This is a genomic window from Maritimimonas sp. 2205BS37-2, from assembly GCF_056591755.1.
The window spans coordinates 738427-752720 of record NZ_JBWQOI010000002.1; the positions used below are offsets into that span (position 1 = coordinate 738427).

Here is a 14294-nt window from a genome sequence, read left to right on the forward strand (position 1 = left end):
ACATATATCATGAAAAAGCCTTTTCAAATTCTAATACTTATATCTTGTTTATTAATTTTTGAAAAGGCTTTTTCTCAAGATAAATACGGTGAAAACCCTGATCTATGTAAAGAAAAACTATCTGAATTTTTTGAATATGCAAAAACCAAGGATTATGAATATGCTTATAAACCGTGGTTATGGACTTTCGAGAATTGTCCAAAGGCTTCAAAGAATATATATAAATATGGTTTAAAAATTGCTGAATATCAATATGAAAAAGCTTCACCTGAACAAAAAAAGAAAGAAGCTGAATTAATTGACAAAGTCTACCAACAACGTATTCAATACTTTCCTGATAATTTAGGAAAAGTATATAGCGACTGGGCCCTATCACTAGAGAAAAGGAGTGCTTCTAAAGAGGAATTGTTTGAAAAATTAGAGGTTGCTTTTAAATCTGATCCTGCTCAAATGAGCATCAAAAACTTAGCTAAGTATTTTCAAGAAATTACGGATAGAAATAAGGAAACCAACCCTCAGGTTGTTTTTGATACATATGATGATGCTTTAGATGCCGTAAATAAAAAGATCGATGTACATACGAGATCAAAAGATGCATTAGATAAGAAGGCAGGTCAAAACCCACTCAGCAAAAAAGATGCGATTAAATTAAAGAATGATGAAATCAATTTAAGAGGGTTAGGTCAAGTTGAAGGTGTTCTAGATCAGATTTTGGGTGAAGTTGCAACCTGTGAACGACTTGTTCCTCTTTATACCAAAAATTTTGAAGCACATAAAGCCGATGCGAAATGGTTACGAAGAGCAGCTTCAAGATTGAATGCTAAAGAATGTACGGAAGATGCTATTTACCCTAAACTAGTTGAAGCATATGTTGCCGTTGAACCCTCTCCAGAAGCCTATGTTTTGATTGCATCTATTCTTGAAGATAGAGGTGAAAAGACAAAAGCTACCGATTATAGAAAAAAAGCTGTCGATCTAGAAACTGATCCTTATAAAAAAGCAAAATATCTTTATAAAATTGGTTCTACTTATACCAGAAGAAGTCCGGCAACAGCAGCTTCTTATGCTAAACAAGCTTTATCATACCAACCGAGCATGGGAAGAGCGTACCTTTTAATAGCTCGTGCTTATGCGGCTAGCGCAAATAGCTGTGGTACTGATGAGCTATCTAAAAAAATGGTCTTTGTTGCAGCTATGAATAAGGCTTCACAAGCAAAAAAAGCAGATCCAAGTTTAACTTCTACTGCAAATAAATATATTAAAAGCTATAGAGCTTTAGCTCCAGATAAAAAATTAGTATTTAGTAGTGATTACAAATCTGGTCAATCATTTAAAATTGGATGCTGGATTGGAGAGACCGTTAGCGTTCCTTAATTTTGCACTATGCAGAAAAGCATAACACATATTCTAAAAACAATTGCTACTGTCTTCATAGTAGCATTCTTTTTTTCATGTGAAAATAATATTAAAGATGTGCAAGACTTTTTAGCCGATAAAAACCTACCAATAGGTGTAGCTAAAAATGTAAATCTTATTCATACTGATTCTGGTAGGATTAAAACCCGAATGGTTACACCATTGCTGCATGATTATGCAAATCGAGAACTACATCCATATCGAGAATTTCCTAAAGGAATAGCCATCACTAATTTTGAAAAAAATGGTGATTCTACAACATTAACCGCCGATTATGCTAGAACATTTGCCAAAACAGCCATTTCTGAAGTAAGAGGGAATGTTATTGTTACTAATCATAGTGATAATTCTAAATTATACACAGAGCAACTCTATTGGGATCAAAATACACACTATATTTATACGGAAAAAGATTTTAGACTTATCACGAAAACCGATACAATTAATGGCAGAGGTTTTGAGTCTAGTGAAGATTTAACCAAAGTTAACATGAAGAACATTAGTGGCGCTGTATATGTTAACGAAAATAACTAAACATGATAAAATATTTAAAATTTTCTGAGTTTGCCTATATCGCATTGATCATATTCTCTTTGTTTATGTCTTATAAAAGATGGGATGTTGATCGAAACAATGCCTATATCTTTTTGTTTTTTTCTGTACTTTTAGTTATACTATTTTACTTTAAACGACGGTTCAGAATTAACTATGAAAACCGTAGAAAAAATGAAAATGACAAAAAAGAATAGTTTTTTAAAAATACATTACTTTTTTGTAGTCTTTTTTTTATTCAGTACTATTAATATCGCTGGACAAGTTTTGCCTATGCAACAACGTGCAAAAGTTGAAGGCGAAATACTCAAGGATAGATTTGACAATCTACTACCAAAGTTAATGGATAAGGCATCTATTGATTTATGGATATTAATTTCACGAGAATATAATGAGGATCCGGTATTAAAAACCATGTTACCCCCTACTTGGTTAAACGCGAGAAGACGCACTATATTAGTTTTTTATCGAAATAAGAATCTCAATACTATTGAACAGTTGGCTGTTGCACGTTATAATGTTGGAGAAAACATCCAATCTGCCTGGAATAAAGAACAGCAACCAGATCAATGGAAAGCTTTATTTAAAATTATAGAAGAACGTAATCCGAGTAGAATTGGTTTAAATATGTCTGAACATTTTGCTATAGCAGATGGTTTAGTAAAAACTGACTATGATTGGCTCACCAAGAAACTACCGGAAACCTATAAAAAAAGAATTGTTTCTGCTGAAAAATTAGCAATTTCATGGATTGAAACTCGAACTGAAAAAGAAATGAAGCTTTTTGAAGAGCTCACCAAACTAACCCATGACGTAATTAAAGAAGCATTTTCAAACAACATCATAAAACCAGGAGTAACTACCACCGAAGACATTGTTTGGTACTTAAGGCAGCGCGTGAACGACCTCGGTTTACAAACTTGGTTCCATCCAACTATTGATATACAACGAAGTAATGAAGTCTTAGGTAGCCATATTACTTCGTTCTCAAAACGCCCAGAGGAAAATGTCGTGCAAAAAGGCGATTTACTTCACTGTGATTTTGGCATTACCTATTTAAGACTAAATACTGATTGCCAGCAACATGCTTATGTATTAAAAGATGATGAATTAACTGTTCCCGTTTATTTAAAAAATGCATTTAAAAAAGGAAATCGATTACAAGATATTTTGACCTCAAATTTTGTAGCAGGTAGAACAGGAAATGAAATTTTATTGAAATCATTAAAAGAGGCCAAGGCTGAAGGTCTAAGGCCTTCTATTTATACGCATCCTTTAGGTCTATATGGTCATTCATCTGGATCTACCATTGGTATGTGGGATTCTCAACAAGGTGTCCCTTTTAATGGAGATTATCCGTTATACAGAAATACGGCCTATGCGATAGAATTAAACACAACAGTATACATTAAAGAATGGAATAGAGACATTCGTATTATGCTTGAAGAACCAGGTTTTTACGGTAAAAATGGTTTCCGTTATATAAATACTCGTCAAGAAGAAATCATCCCCATCAAAGTAAAGTAAATGGCCTTACAGTTGACCATCATATTAATCTCAATACTATTATCGGCTTTTTTTTCAGGTATGGAAATTGCATTTATTTCAGCGAATAAAATGCATATAGAAATTGAAAAGAAAACCAATAGTTTCTTTGCTAAAATTCTAACAAAACTTACCGAAAACCCATCGAAGTTCATCACAACGATGTTAGTTGGGAATAACATTTCATTAGTGATTTATGGTTATTTTATGGGTGAATTATTAACTCCATATGTAGCACCCTATTTGCCTAACGATTTTTTAATACTCTTAACACAAACTATTATTTCTACATTGGTTATTCTTGTAAGTGCCGAATTTATTCCAAAAGCCATCTACAGAGTTTATGCCAATGAAGCGTTAAAGCTTTTCGCTCTTCCAGCATATGTGTTCTTTATTCTGTTCTATATTCTTTCTGAGTTTATTATTGCTATTTCTGATTTTGTACTTCGTGTTTTCTTTAACACAAAAAAAGATGAAACGCAATCGGTATTTAGTAAAGTAGAGCTTGGCGACTATATTATTGAACAATTAGAAACTTCTGATGAAGAAACGATTGATTCAGAAATTCAGATTTTTCAAAACGCTCTAGAATTTCATAATGTAAAAGCTCGTGAAGCAATGATTCCGCGAACTGAGATCATCGCAATTGATGTACATGAACCCGTTTCTACACTCAAAAAGTTGTTTATTGAAACCGGGCTTTCAAAAATTATGGTGTTTAACGATTCTTTAGACGATATCATTGGTTATGTACATGTTTTCGAATTGTTTAAAAAGCCAAAAAATATACGTTCTGTACTAATGCCAATTGAGATAGTACCTGAAACGATGATGATCAACGACATTTTAAATGGTCTAACCAAAAAAAGAAAAAGTGTCGCTATCGTATTAGATGAATATGGAGGTACTTCAGGTTTAATTACTATTGAAGATATTGTTGAAGAATTATTTGGTGAAATAGAAGATGAACACGATTCTATAGAACTTTTAGAGCATAAGATTAATGATCGCGAATTTGAACTTTCTGCACGATTAGAAGTAGATTACGTGAATGAACAATATAGTTTAGAACTCCCAGAAAATGATGCCTACGAAACTCTTGGCGGGTTAATTGTTCATCATACCGAAACTATTCCTGAGCAAGATGAAATTGTTGAAATTGAAAATTATCAATTCTTAATTAAAGAGGTTTCATCGTCAAAAATTGAAAACATCTACTTAAAGGTTTTATTTAAAGAAGAATAGCCTCTTTTTTGATATCTAAATTTCCTTTAATTTATCCTTTTTTTATTTCGACGTAAATTGTATTTTCGCACACTCATTTAAAAAGAAAAGAAGCATGGCAATTTTAGGAAAGATTAGAGAACGCTCAGTATTTTTAATTATCATCATCGCTATGGCATTGTTTGCTTTTGTATTAACAGGCCTTTTTGATGTAAACAGTCCATTATTTAATAAAAACACAAACATAATTGGTGAAATTAACGGTGAGACGATCTCTAGGGAAGATTTTGCTCAATTAGTAGATCAACAAAGAGCACGTTCAGGCAACAGAAGTTCGCAACTGCAAAATGTTAAAACTGCTTGGGATAATCTTGTTCGAGAGAAAGTTTATAAAACACAGCTAGAAAAGTCTGGTATTGTTGTTGGAGAAAAAGACGTATGGGATGAAATCTTAAAGCAGCCTTTTATTCAAAGTAGCCCTTTATTTAAAAATGAAGTAGGTCTTTTTGATGAAGAAAAATTAAAAGAATACATTGCTACATTAAAAGATAATTCTGGAGAAGATGAGCAGAGTAAATCTCAATGGTTAGGCTGGTTAGAATATGAAAGAAACATTAAATCTAATCTTGAATTAAATACCTACTCTAATCTTATTAAAGTTGGTTTAGGTGCTACCTTAAAAGATGGTGAACGCGATTATCTAGATAAAAACACCAAATTCGATTTAGAATATGTACATGTTCCTTTTACATATATAGCTGATAGCTTAATTACTGTGACCGATGATGAAATAAAAGATTATGTAAAAAATCACAGCGAAGAGTTCGAATCTGAAGCTTCAAGAAACCTGAGTTTTGTTAAGTTCGATATTAAAGCTACTTCTGAAGACGAAGAAGCGATAAAAGAAGGCTTAAGAAAGCTAATTGATGATCGTGAAGAATATAGTACTGCTGCGAAAGGTAATGTTAAAGTTATTGGATTCGCAAATGCAACCGATGATTCTCAGTTTTTTATAGAAAACAGGTCAGATACCCCTTTAGATGAAGCATATTATACAAAATCTAGAATGCTCCCTTCTATTAAAGACACTATCTTTTCATTTAACAAAGGTGCTATTTATGGCCCTTATAAAGATGGAGAGTATTTTAAACTAACAAAGGTAATTGATGTTAAGCAATTGCCAGACTCTGTAAAATCAAGACATATTTTAATTCCTTTTGTTGGATCGAGAAGTGGTGGTCCAACAGTTACTCAAACAGAAGAGCAAGCTAAAAATACTGCAGATAGTCTTTTGACTATTTTAAACGCTAATAAATCTAAATTTGAGGAGTTTGTAAAAGAGTTCTCTTCTGACAGAGGCAGTTTAGATAAAGGAGGGAAATATGATTGGTATCCATATAGTCAAATGGTGCCAGAATTTAGAGATTTCACTTTTGAAGGAAAAACCGGCGACTTAGGTGTTGTTAAAACTGACTTTGGATTCCATATTATAGAAATTGAAGGTCAAAAGAACAGACAAGATGCTTTAAAATTAGCAACGTTCTCAAGAAAAATTGAACCTTCTGAAGAAACCGAAAACGATATTTTTGAAAAAGCCGAAACCTTTGCTTCTGATCTTAATGGTGGTAAAGAATTGATAGAACTTGCAAAAGAAAATACCTATACAGTTCAACCAATATATTATTTAAAAGAATTAGATGAACGCGTTTCTACATTGGGTAATCAAAGACAAATCATAAAATGGGCTTTTGAAAAAGATTCTGACGAAGGAACTATCAAGAGATTTGATATAGAAGACGGATATGCTGTAGTAAGGCTTGATAAGAAAAATAAAAAAGGACTTTCAATAGGTAACTCAAAAGCAAGAATCAGAAACATTCTGATTAAGGAAAAAAAGGCGAAAATGATTAAAGACCAAATGGAAGGTGCTACGCTTCAAGAAATTGCCACTAAATTTAACACCAATGTAAGTTCTAGTAAAGCGGTTTCAGTTTCAAGCCCTGTATTGCCAGGTGTAGGTAGAGTACCTGAACTAATTAATGTTCTTGGTTCTTTAAATACTGATAGAATGTATGTTGACGTAGAAGGGCAAAACGCTATGTTTGCTGTAAAACTTACTAAAATAGAATTACCCACACAAATAGATAACTATAAGAACTTTGCCAATACCATTGCGAGAAACTTGCAAAACAAAGGAAACAAAGCTTATGATGTCTTAAAGAAATCAGCAGATATTGAAGATAATAGAACAATTTTTTACTAGTAATTGCTATATTTATATTTGATTAACAAAAATTAATATTTAAAGCAAATTTTATATTTTTTAACTTTTGCTATATTTGCAACTGCAAACACTCAATTTGTAACAGATTTAAACAGAAATTATAAATTAAAATTATTTGAAATGAAACATTTGAAAAAAGTAATTTTCGTTTTGGCATTCTTTACTGTATTAGGTATGAACGCACAAGACGAGAACAATCCTTGGTCAATTGACTTTGGTATCAATGCCGTTGATACGTATCCAACGAATCAGCCTACACAAGGTGGTTGGTTTGATGAATTTTTTAACGTCAATGATCACTATAACGTTATTCCTTCTATCTCAAGAATACGTGTTGGTAGATATTTAGGCGATGGGTTTTCTGTTGGTATTGCGGCGTCACTAAATAGAATTGAACAATTAGGTGATATTCAAGCAAGTGATTTATCTTATTATGCTGGAGATTTAGACATTCGTTATAACCTTAAAAATTTATTTGGTAAGTCAAAATGGTTTGATCCATTCTTACATGTAGGTGGTGGTTATACTTGGATGGATGATTTAGGTGTTGGTACTTTCAACGGAGGTGCTGGTTTTAACATTATGTTTAGCGATAACCTAGGTCTTAATATTCAATCTACTTATAAGCATTCTTTTGATGAAGACCGTGTATTACCTCACTTTCAACATGCTTTAGGCGTAGTTGTTAAGTTTGGCGGTAAAGACACTGATAAAGATGGTATTTACGATAGAGACGATGAGTGTCCAGAAACTTTTGGTTTAGAGGCATTCAACGGTTGTCCTGATACCGACGGTGACGGTATTAAAGATGGAGATGATGCTTGTCCAAACACTGCTGGTTTAGCTGCGTTAAACGGTTGTCCTGATGCTGATGGCGACGGTGTAGCTGATAAAGATGATCAATGTCCAAATGAAGCTGGTACAGCTGCAAACAACGGTTGTCCTGATACTGACGGTGATGGTGTATATGATAAAGATGATGAGTGTAAAGATACTGCTGGTCCTAAAGAAAATAAAGGTTGTCCTTGGCCTGATACTGACGGTGATGGTGTATTAGATAAAGATGATAACTGTGTGAACGAAGTAGGTCCTGCTTCTAACCAAGGTTGTCCTTTAGTAATCATTACTGAAGAAGCTAAAGCTAAATTAGATGAGTTTGCTAAAGCTATCTACTTTAACTCTGGTAAATCATCTTTCAGACCAGGTGTAGAAGAGAAATTAGACTTAATCGCTGATATCATGAAAGAATATAAAGATTCTAAATTCAGTGTTGAAGGTCATACAGATAGTGTAGGTTCTAAAGAATTAAATCAAAAACTTTCTGAAGAAAGAGCTAAAGCTGTATTAGATTACTTAGTATCTAAAGGTGTACCTTCAGGTAGATTAAGTTCTAAAGGATTCGGTGAAGACAATCCAATTGCTTCAAACAGAACAAGAAGAGGTAGAGCTCAAAATAGAAGAACTGAAATTAACTTAAACGACTAATTTCAACTCTTTAACATAAAATATTAAAAGCCGCGCGTTGCGCGGCTTTTTTATTACTCATAACATTTGTACTTTCGTTTTATGCCTACTTTTTTGTCAAATGTTGTAGATGATATCTTAAAAAAAAATAAGACTATTTCTGATAGTGTCTTTATCCTTCCGAGTAGAAGAGCTGGTAATTTTCTTAAAAAAGAACTAAGAAACAAGTTAGATAAACCAGCGCTTTTCCCTGAAATTATTAGCATTGAAGATTTCATTTATGAGCTTTCTTCAATTGCACTTCTAGATACCACGAGTTTACTCTTTGAATTTTATACTATATACGCAAGCAATACCCCAAAAGATTCATTAGAGCATTTTGACTCTTTTTCAAAATGGGCGACTGTGGCTTTGCAAGATTTTAACGAAATCGACAGGCATATTGTTGATACATCATACATATTTAATTACTTAAGAAGTATTGAGCGTTTAGAAAAATGGAATGTTGAAAAAGGGTCAGAAACAGTGATCATCAAAAATCACTTCACGTTTTTCGAACGATTAGAAGTTTATTATAAAAAACTATATGATCATTTACTACAAAAACGGCAGGGTTATCAGGGTATGCAGTACAGAGAAGCTATCGAAAACCTTCAAAATTTTATAGAAAACAACAAAAAGAAGTCATTAATTTTCATAGGCTTTAATGCTCTAAATAAAGCAGAAGAAAATATTCTAAAAGAATTACTTGAAAACGAAATTGCAACTGTTTATTGGGATGTAGATTCCTATTATTTTGATGAACATCCTGCCGCTACATTTTTAAAGAAATATAAATATGACTGGAAGCACTATCAATACCATTCTTTTAATTGGATTGAAAATAATTTCAAACAAAAAAAGAATATTAAAATTATTGGCGCTCCCAAAAATACCTCCCAAATAAAACATGTAAGCGAACTTCTATTGACAATAGCAGCTAACAATCATTCTTATGAAAATACAGCCTTAGTACTAGCAGATGAGTCTCTATTACCGGTAATGCTGAGTTCATTACCAAATACTGTTGATAAAGTTAATATCACTATGGGATATGAACTATCAAATATGTTAATTTCATCATTAATAGAAACAGTATTTAAACTACATACAGATTCTAAAGGTGCTTATTACTACAAAAAGGTAATTACTCTTTTAAATCATCCGAGTTTAAGCAATTTTGTCAATACATCACTAATTATAGATGACATTCTTAAGAATAATTACATCTATATAAATAGCCATACAATTGATCGTATTTCCAAGAGGTTAAAAATTAATATTGCCCCCATAACATTCGTATTTGAGAATTGGGATAACAATGTAGAGCTTGCTTTAAATAACACGATTAAATTAATTGATCTTCTAAAGGAGCATGCTAAAAATAAGCTTGAGAAAGAGTTTTTATTTAAAAACTTAACTGTTCTTCATCAATTACAACAATTAAACTCTAAAACACGATATATAAATGATATAAAAACGTTACATCAGCTTTATAAACAACTACTAAAAACAGAAAAATTATCTTTTCAGGGAGAGCCCTTATCCGGTTTACAACTAATGGGAATGTTAGAAACTCGTGTTTTAGATTTTGAAAATATAATACTAACATCAGTTAATGAAGGCATTCTACCTGCTGGGAAATCTGATAATTCATTTATCCCATTCGACGTAAAGAAAGAAGTTGGTCTACCAACATATCAAGAACGAGATGCCATTTTTTCATATCATTTCTTTCGATTGATACAACGTGCTAAAAATGTTTACCTACTTTATAATACCGAAAATGATCAATATGGTTCTGGTGAGCAAAGTAGATTCATTACGGAGTTAGAAATTACTAAAACCGACGATATTCAAAAATATATTGTAAGCCCTAAGATAGCTTCAAAAAAAGATGATCTAATTAAAATTGAAAAATCTCAAGGTATAAGAGTAAGATTGCAAGAACTCGCAACAAAAGGGTTTTCTCCAACTTCGTTGACCAATTATATGAATAATCCAATAAGTTTTTATGAACAAAAAATCTTAGGAATAAAAGAAGCTGAAGACGCAGAAGAAACCATTGCAGCTAATACCTTAGGAACCATCATTCATAAAACCTTAGAGTCGTTCTATACTCCCTTTAAAAATAAGTATCTTAAAGTAGAAGATCTTCTTTTAATGAAAGATAATGTAGAGGCTGAAGTGCAAAAGTGGTTTATAGAAGTTTATAAAAATGGAGATATTTCTTCTGGAAAAAACTTACTTATTTACAATGTAGCAAAACAGTTTATAATTAATTTTTTAGAACAAGAATTAATAGTGCTCAAAAGCGGTAAACAGCTTAAAATTCTCGAGCTAGAATATGACTTAGAAACCAAAATCTTTATTGAAGGAATAGATTTTTCCGTTAAACTCATTGGGCAAGCTGATAGAATTGATGAACTTGATGGTACCTTAAGAATAATAGATTATAAAACGGGAAAAGTTGCACAAAAGGATCTTACCATAAAAGATTGGACTTTAATCACAACAGATTACAAATACAGTAAAAGCTTTCAGGTATTACTATATGCATTAATGTATAGAAATATGACACATATTAACCTAGATTCTCAACCCTTAGAGACTGGCATCATTTCTTTTAAAAACCTCAAGTCTGAATTCATAAAAATTAACCGTTCGGCCGTGTCTCAAGAAGACATCGATAATTTTACAAGTCAATTAAAAACTTTAATAACAGAGATATTCAACACCGAAATTTCTTTTGTTGAAAATGAGAATGCCTACTTTTAATATATGGAAGTAATTAAAAATCATATCATTCAAGGATTTCATAAAAAACCTATTTTAACCGACTTCTTCTTTAATAAAAGTGGTACGTCAAAGCCCATTATTATTTTTGCTCATGGGTATAAAGGCTTTAAAGATTGGGGCTGTTGGAATCTAATTGCCGAACATTTTGCTAAAAACGAGTTCTTTTTTGTAAAATTTAATTTTTCACATAATGGAGGTACGATACAACAACCTATTGACTTTCCAGATCTTGAGGCTTTCGGACAAAATAATTTTACCAAAGAATTAGATGATCTAGGTTCTGTCATTGATTTTGTCTTAAATTCGCATGATTTTAAACAAGAAATCAGTCATACCAATATAACCCTTATTGGTCATTCTCGTGGCGGAGGTATTGTTACTATAAAAGCATCAGAAGATCTTCGAATTTCAAAAGTTATTTCTTGGGCCGGCGTTTCAGATTATGAAGCTCGTTTTCCAAGAGGTGCTATCTTAGAAACTTGGAGGAAAAATGGCGTTTCATACATAGAAAATTCGCGTACAAAACAAAAAATGCCTCATTATTTTCAATTCTACGAAGATTTTGCTACAAATAAAGATCGCCTTAATATTGAAAATGCAGCCAAAAGATTAAATATTCCACATCTCATTATACACGGAACGGGCGATCCAACAGTTCATGTACAAGAAGGTAAAAATCTACATAAATGGAATAAAAATAGTAAACTCTATTTATTAGAAGATGCAGATCACACCTTTGGTGCTAAACATCCTTGGCATGAAAATAGTTTAACGTTTCATTTGCAAAAAGTGATGGAAAAAACAATTGATTTTATTTAAAATCAGCTACTTTTGACCTTAATTAAAACAATATTTACTTCTTTTTGTAATGTTCTTAATTAACATCCGCCTAATGATGTAATTTGACTTTAAATCCAGTTTAATGAAAAAAATAGTTCTTGCATTTCTTTTTATAGCTTTAAGTTTTAATGCATTTTCTCAAATATTCGAACCTGTAAAATGGGCTACCTCTGTTGAAAAAATATCAGACTCAGAATTCAATTTAGTAGTTACAGCTACTATTGATACAGGGTGGCATTTATATTCTCAAACAATTCCGGAAGACGGACCAATTCCAACTACTTTCAGCTTTAAGAATGAAGAAGGAAAGTATAAATTGATTGGTAAGACCATTGAGGGTGAAGGTCATGAAGAATTTGATAAAGTCTTTGAAATGAATATTAAATATTTTGAAGAGAAGGCTGAATTTAAACAAAAAATTGAATTACTAACCGAAGAAGAAATTACCATAAATGAAACCGTTGAATTTATGGTTTGTGATGATTCAAACTGTTTACCGCCTACCGAGGTAGATTTGAGCTTTACACTACAAGGTAAAGCCAGCGCTCAAACAGCAGTAGAAAAAACACCACAAGAAGATACTAAAACAATTAGTAACTCTAAAAGTGAAAAGAAGGAAAATAGAGGATTATTAGGAATTTTTCTAATAGCGTTCTTTTCAGGTTTTGCAGCATTGCTGACTCCTTGTGTTTTCCCAATGATTCCAATGACCGTTAGTTTTTTCACTAAACAAAGCAAAACGAAAGCTGCTGGAATTAGAAACGCCATTATTTATGGTTTATCAATTGTAGTAATTTATGTTCTTTTAGGATCATTAGTTACAGCAATTTTTGGTGCAGATTCGTTGAATGCACTGTCTACTAATGTATGGTTTAACATTATATTTTTCCTATTATTGGTAGTTTTCGCTATATCATTTTTAGGTGCTTTTGAAATAACTTTGCCAAGTTCTTGGGGAACAAAGGTAGATGCCCAGGCAGATAGAGGAGGGTTAATAGGGATTTTCTTTATGGCCTTGGCTTTAGCAATTGTATCCTTTTCTTGTACCGGGCCTATCGTTGGTACTTTATTGGTCGAAGCAGCCTCAAAAGGAGGAATAGCCCCAATAGTAGGTATGCTAGGGTTTTCATTAGCCATCGCTTTACCTTTTGCCTTGTTCGCAGCTTTTCCTGGATGGCTAAATTCATTACCAAAATCAGGTGGCTGGTTGAATACTGTAAAAGTTGTTTTAGGTTTCTTAGAATTGGCTTTAGCCTTTAAATTCTTATCAAATGCCGACCTAGTTTTACAATTACATCTACTAGAAAGAGAAGTTTTCTTAGCCATATGGATTGCAATATTCGGAGCACTGGCCTTATATTTATTTGGTAAAATACAGCTCCCTCATGATTCACCATTAACCCATATTTCTGTTGGGAGATTAGGTTTTGGTTTGTTAGTTTTAACATTCACAATCTATTTAATTCCTGGTTTATGGGGTGCCCCATTAAAAATAATAAGTGGATTTCCACCCCCAATGCAGTATAGTGAATCTCCAAATGGAGTTGGTTATATGAAATCTGGAGCTGCAGTAAGTGTAAAAAATAAACTTCCAGATGGTGCTAAATACGGCCCGCATGATATTGTAGCTTTTTTAGATTATCAAAAAGGGATGGATTATGCTAAAAAAGAAAATAAACCGGTATTATTAGATTTTACCGGTCATGCCTGTGTAAACTGTCGAAAAATGGAAGAGCGCGTCTGGTCTGATCCTAAGATTCTTAATATTTTAAAAAATGATATTGTATTAATTTCATTATATGTTGATGATAAAAGACTTTTACCTGAAAACGAACGGTATGTTTCTGAAACTACTGGTAAAAAAATAAAATCTATTGGTAATAAGTGGAGTGATTTTCAAATTAAAAAATACAAAGCCAATGCTCAACCATATTATGTCTTATTAGATCATAATGGTGCTAATCTAAATGAATATTCAGCTTATGATCCTGATATTGATAGTTACTACGAATGGCTTAAAGAAGGAATAGGAAACTTTAAGAAAGACACAGCTTCCATATTCAATTAACGAGAAAACAACTAAATTATCATATTATTAAAAACACTTTGTTAATTTTGTCAAAGTGTTTTT

General features: G+C 32.3%; 9 protein-coding genes. All 9 read left to right on the forward strand.

What is annotated here, in order from left to right; translation table 11 throughout:
- Positions 1 to 9 precede the first annotated feature (9 nt).
- Positions 10 to 1374: a tetratricopeptide repeat protein gene (locus AC1EUU_RS10740; RefSeq protein ID WP_480201423.1), complete on the forward strand. Its 1365-nt coding sequence runs from the start codon at positions 10 to 12 to the stop codon at positions 1372 to 1374.
- A 9-nt stretch (positions 1375 to 1383) separates the two neighbouring features.
- The gene (lptC, locus tag AC1EUU_RS10745) at positions 1384 to 1950 is read left to right on the forward strand and encodes an LPS export ABC transporter periplasmic protein LptC (RefSeq protein ID WP_480201424.1); all 567 of its coding nucleotides are present in this window, start codon (positions 1384 to 1386) and stop codon (positions 1948 to 1950) included.
- Positions 1951 to 2148: 198 nt separating this feature from the next.
- Complete coding sequence (locus AC1EUU_RS10750; protein WP_480201852.1) at positions 2149 to 3495, forward strand: M24 family metallopeptidase; 1347 nt, start codon at positions 2149 to 2151, stop codon at positions 3493 to 3495.
- Positions 3496 to 4758 carry a hemolysin family protein gene (locus AC1EUU_RS10755; RefSeq protein ID WP_480201425.1) on the forward strand — a complete coding sequence of 421 codons (1263 nt, stop codon included), beginning with the start codon at positions 3496 to 3498 and terminating at the stop codon, positions 4756 to 4758.
- A gap of 94 nt (positions 4759 to 4852) precedes the next feature.
- Entirely contained in the window at positions 4853 to 7000 is a 2148-nt protein-coding gene (locus tag AC1EUU_RS10760; RefSeq protein ID WP_480201426.1) for a peptidylprolyl isomerase, read from the forward strand.
- A 141-nt stretch (positions 7001 to 7141) separates the two neighbouring features.
- Positions 7142 to 8506, forward strand: a complete 1365-nt coding sequence (locus tag AC1EUU_RS10765; RefSeq protein WP_480201427.1) for an OmpA family protein — start codon at positions 7142 to 7144, stop codon at positions 8504 to 8506.
- A gap of 81 nt (positions 8507 to 8587) precedes the next feature.
- Entirely contained in the window at positions 8588 to 11302 is a 2715-nt protein-coding gene (locus AC1EUU_RS10770; RefSeq protein ID WP_480201428.1) for a PD-(D/E)XK nuclease family protein, read from the forward strand.
- A gap of 3 nt (positions 11303 to 11305) precedes the next feature.
- Positions 11306 to 12142, forward strand: coding sequence for an alpha/beta hydrolase family protein (locus AC1EUU_RS10775; protein WP_480201429.1), 837 nt, complete (start codon positions 11306 to 11308; stop codon positions 12140 to 12142).
- Positions 12143 to 12245: 103 nt separating this feature from the next.
- Positions 12246 to 14231, forward strand: a complete 1986-nt coding sequence (locus AC1EUU_RS10780; RefSeq protein WP_480201430.1) for a protein-disulfide reductase DsbD family protein — start codon at positions 12246 to 12248, stop codon at positions 14229 to 14231.
- Positions 14232 to 14294 lie beyond the last annotated feature (63 nt).